We start from the raw sequence: 5201 nt of genomic DNA on the forward strand, positions 1-5201 counted from the left end.
TCTGTACCCTGACCTTCATCGATGCGGAGCATATAAGTAAAGATCAACAGACCGGCATAAGCGATGATAGACATATAATAAAGCGATTCCAATGACCAATAGACCAATACGACACCTGCAAGCGCTGTTCCAATAACACGAGCCATAGTAGCGACATTCATATGCCAGCCATTCATTTGCAGCAACTGATCGTCTTTAACCACTAATGGTATGGTTGCCTGCAAAGCTGGAAAATAAAATGCTGCCGACAATTGGATGCTGATCATGAAGGCGACCATCCACCAGATGGAGCCTGTTCCGATTGCAATCAGCATGAAGCTGACACTGATCATACGACCGAATCCCGAAATCAACAATACCGTCTTTTTCTTCGATTGATCGATTATTTTGCCGGCCATTGGTCCAGCTAAAATTCCAGCAAGTAAACCAATTGCCATGATGACTGACTTCAGGAAATCAGAAGGAATTCGTTCCTGCATAAACTCCAAATTTCCAATGATTCCAGTCCAGAGACCAAGACCCGCAATCATTTCCCCCACTAAAATAATCCATACATTTCGATTCTTCCACATATAATCCCCTGTATACAACAAAGGAAGCCATTATAGCTCCCTTGTTGTACCCCTTCTATTTCTTGCTATCTTCGTTTGTTTTCAATGCTTTCCATAATCTTACGACAGCCCCGTCTTTGTCTGTATCGACAATAAACGAGCCGTTTGAGTAGCGATCTGAAACACGGATTGGTTTCGTTTCAACAACTTCACGAACGCCTTTTGCTGTCTCGATAATTACTTGTTCATTATCTTCAACATAGAATACGCCGCTTACGCGGTGAGCATTCGATTTTAATTCGCGTAACACAACAACTCCTCGTTTTGCACGAGTGCCTTGTTCGAATTCTTTTAATGCCATTTTTTTTACGGCGCCTCGATGAGTCACGAGGAATAAATCTCCGCGTGCATCAGCTGGAATGATCGTTGCATTTGCTACAACATCGCCATCTTTCAAGTTAATCCCTTTCACTCCACCAGTTTTCACACCGGTAACAGGAACTTCCTGCATATTGAATCGTACAGCATAGCCGTTATGCGTGACGATGAAGACATCTTCGGTTTCCGTTACGAGATCAATATACATAACTTGATCGCCTTTTTTCAAATTCATCGTATTCAATGCTCGTGAATAACGCTGAACTTGATATTCAGCCAGTGTAGAACGTTTAATCTGACCCAGTTTTGAAACTGCTAAAATATAGCGGTTTTCATCAAAGGTTTCGATTGGAATTGCTTTGATGATTGTTTCGTTCGAATCAAGTGAAACGATACTCGATATATGCTGGCCAAGGTCCTTCCAGCGGATATCAGGTAGTTCATGAATCGGCTGATAGATGTAATTTCCTAAACTTGTGAACAGTAGCAAGTGATGTTGCGTATTCATCATCGACTCAAATAATAGATAATCTGAGTCTTTCATTGTGAAGTCTTTACCGTTAGAAGCACTGTATGAACGTGTACTTGTACGTTTTACATATCCGTCTTTCGTCACGGTAACCATAACCTCTTCACTCGGAATCAAGACATCCAGTGTTAATTTGATTTCTTCGATTTGGTCTTCAATAACGGATCTCCGTGGCTCAGAGAACTGCTTGCGAATGGCTTGCAATTCTTTTTGGATGACTTTCGTCAATTTTGATTCGTTATTTAATATTGCCATCAATTCACTAATTGTTTTTTGCAATTCAGCTTCTTCATTTCTCAAGTCCGTAATATCGGTGTTTGTTAAACGATAAAGTTGAAGAGAAACAATCGCTTCAGCTTGCGCTTCAGTGAATGCAAAAGCACGGATTAAATTATTTTTCGCATCGCGTTTATCCTGAGATGCACGGATGGTTTTAATTACTTCATCCAAAATGGATAGGGCTTTCATCAAACCTTCCACGATATGAATGCGGTCTTTTGCTTTTTGTAAATCATATGCAGAACGTCTAGTCACTACATCTTTTTGATKCTCAATATAAGCATCAAGCAATAATGGCAATGTCATCATTGTCGGACGACGGTTATGAATCGCAATCATGTTGAAGTTGTAAGCTATCTGCAAGTCGGTGTTTTTAAACAGGAACTGCAAAATGCCTTTTGCATCAATATCTTTTTTCAATTCGATTACGATACGTAAACCAGTGCGGTCGGATTCATCACGGACCTCTGCAATACCGTCCAGACGTTTATCGAGACGTTGTTCATCTATTTTCTTGATCAAAATCGCTTTATTAATTTCAAAAGGAATTTCGGTAATAACGATTTGTTCCTTACCGCCTTTTAAAGCTTCGATTTCTGCTTTCGAGCGGACAACGATTTTGCCTTTTCCTGTCTCGTAAGCTTTTCGGATACCATCCACACCTTGAATGATACCTCCAGTAGGAAAATCAGGCCCCTTCAGAACCGTCATTAATTCATTAACAGTAACTTCAGGATTGTTCATGCGCATTAACACAGCGTCTAGCACTTCATGCAATGCATGAGGCGGCATGTCTGTTGCATATCCAGCAGAAATCCCTGTTGCACCGTTTACAAGTAAATTAGGGAAACGAGCTGGCAGTACAGTTGGTTCCAACTCGGAATCATCAAAGTTTTGTACCAAGTCAACTGTGTTTTTATTGATATCACGAAGCATTTCTCCTGCGATGGCCGACAAACGTGCTTCCGTGTAACGCATAGCAGCAGGTGGATCACCATCTACAGAACCGTTGTTCCCGTGCATTTCAATCAACATGTGGCGAACTTTCCAGTCCTGACTCATCCTTACCATGGCTTCATAAACGGAACTGTCACCATGTGGATGATAGTTACCGATTACGTTACCGACAGTTTTTGCTGATTTACGGAACGGTTTTTCGTTTGTATTTCCTTCATGGAACATCGCATATAAAATACGACGTTGTACGGGTTTAAGTCCATCTCGGGCATCAGGTAGTGCTCGATCTTGAATAATGTACTTACTATAACGGCCAAACCGGTCGCCGATGACTTCTTCTAAGGGTAGATCTTGATAACGTTCGGTTTGTGTCATTCTGAATCCTCCTCAGCATGGATGAGTTCGTTTTCTAGAATATTGCTGTCTTCATCCAGACCAAAATTAACATTGTTTTCAATCCATCGTCTTCTTGGTTCAACTTTGTCACCCATCAAAGTAGTGATGCGTCTTTCCGCACGTGCATCATCATCAATTTCTACTCGAATCAATGTTCTTGTATCAGGATTCATCGTTGTTTCCCATAATTGTCCGGCATTCATTTCACCAAGACCTTTATAACGCTGGATCATATATCCTTTACCGATTTTTCGGATGGCTTCGTCAAGTTCAGCTTCCGTCCAAGCGTACTGAAGAACTTCTTTTTTGCCGACTCCACGGTAAACTTTGTAAAGGGGGGGCAAAGCTATATATACTTTTCCTGCTTCAATCAATGGTTTCATATAACGGTAGAAGAACGTCAGAAGCAATACTTGAATATGTGCTCCATCCGTATCGGCATCAGTCATGATGACGATTTTGTCATATGCGATATCCGGAACTGAGAAATCAGCGCCTACTCCACCGCCGATTGCGTGGATGATCGTCGAGATTTCTTCGTTTTTCATGATGTCCGCAAGTTTTGCTTTTTCGGTATTGATAACTTTTCCTCGAAGTGGCAAAATCGCTTGGAAACTGCGGTCTCGTCCTTGTTTCGCAGAACCGCCGGCAGAGTCACCCTCCACCAGATATAATTCGTTTTTCGCAGCATTACGAGATTGTGCAGGAGTCAGCTTCCCAGATAAAATTGAAGCTGATTTCTTTGATTTTTTGCCGTTACGTGCATCTTCTCGGGCACGACGAGCAGCTTCTCGTGCTTGTTGTGCACGAATCGCTTTACGGACAAGTGAGGCACTCAATTCAGCATTTTCTTCAAGAACATACAACAGTTTCTCGGAAACTACCGCATCCACTGCTGCACGAGCTTCACTCGTACCTAATTTACCTTTCGTCTGTCCTTCAAATTGGAGAATGGCTTCAGGGATACGCACTGAAACGATTGCTGAAATTCCTTCACGAATATCTGCTCCATCCAAGTTCTTATCTTTCTCTTTAAGTAAACTTGTTTTGCGTGCATATTCGTTGAATACGCGCGTCAAGGCAGATTTCGCGCCTGTCTCATGGGTTCCACCATCACGCGTACGGACATTATTAACAAACGATAAAATCGTTTCAGAGTAGCCATCATTAAATTGGAAAGCAAACTCCACTTCGATGTCATCCTGAACCCCTTCAACATAGGCAACTGGATGCAATACATCTTTTTCTTCATTCAAATAACCGACAAACGCTTCGATGCCGGTTTCGAAAAAGAATACGTCTTTTGTGCCATTACGCAAATCATTCAGTTCGATTTTAAGCCCTTTTAATAGAAAAGCAGACTCTCTCAAACGTTCACATAATGTCTCATAATTGTATTTTGTAACCGAAAAAATGGTTGGATCAGGCAAGAAATGAATGGATGTTCCTGATTCTTTCGTTGTGCCGATTTGTTCAAGTGTTGTAACGGGGTGTCCACCATTTTCAAAACGCTGGCGATATTTTTTGCCATCGCGGTGGATTGTAACTTCCAAAAACGTAGATAACGCATTTACTACCGATGCACCTACTCCGTGTAAACCACCACTTGTTTTGTAGCCTCCTTGTCCAAATTTACCGCCTGCATGCAGAATGGTAAAAATAACTTCGGGTGTAGGTTTTCCAGTTTTGTGCATTCCAGTAGGCATTCCGCGTCCAAAGTCGCGAATGCTGATACTTTGATCTTCATGTATATTGACAACGATATGATCACCAAATCCAGCAAGTGCTTCATCGACTGCATTGTCGACAATTTCATACACTAAATGGTGTAAGCCTCTAGCGTCCGTAGAACCAATATACATTCCTGGACGTTTTCGAACTGCTTCCAGTCCTTCGAGAACTTGAATTGCATCGTCGTTATAAGCTGATATTGATTGATTTTTTGCCAAATCGTTCTCCTCCAAAAAACAAACAGATGTTTTCATTGTATAGAATGAATGTCACCTTTGCAATGAGTCTAGTAGTATATTCCATGATCAACAGGTAATTTATAGGATAAATGAAAGTTCACCTAAAGCGTTGTGACAGGTTGTGACACATGATAAACTATT

3 protein-coding genes are annotated in these 5201 nt (G+C 41.4%); all 3 read right to left on the reverse strand.

Annotated elements, in window-relative coordinates; genetic code table 11:
- A partial coding sequence (locus tag AC1DSL_RS15595; RefSeq protein WP_477532882.1) for an MFS transporter occupies window positions 1-572 on the reverse strand: 572 nt, incomplete at its 3' end.
- Between the two features lie 55 nt (window positions 573-627).
- Window positions 628-3069, reverse strand: a complete 2442-nt coding sequence (parC, locus tag AC1DSL_RS15600) for a DNA topoisomerase IV subunit A (RefSeq protein WP_477532883.1) — start codon at window positions 3067-3069, stop codon at window positions 628-630.
- Window positions 3066-5039 (reverse strand): DNA topoisomerase IV subunit B, encoded by a 1974-nt coding sequence (gene parE, locus AC1DSL_RS15605; protein ID WP_016427209.1) that lies wholly within the window; start codon window positions 5037-5039, stop codon window positions 3066-3068. The genes parC and parE overlap by 4 nt, the downstream gene beginning before the upstream one ends.
- Between the last annotated feature and the right edge of the window lie 162 nt (window positions 5040-5201).

The sequence above is a fragment of the Paenisporosarcina sp. P4_D4 genome (genome assembly GCF_056401835.1).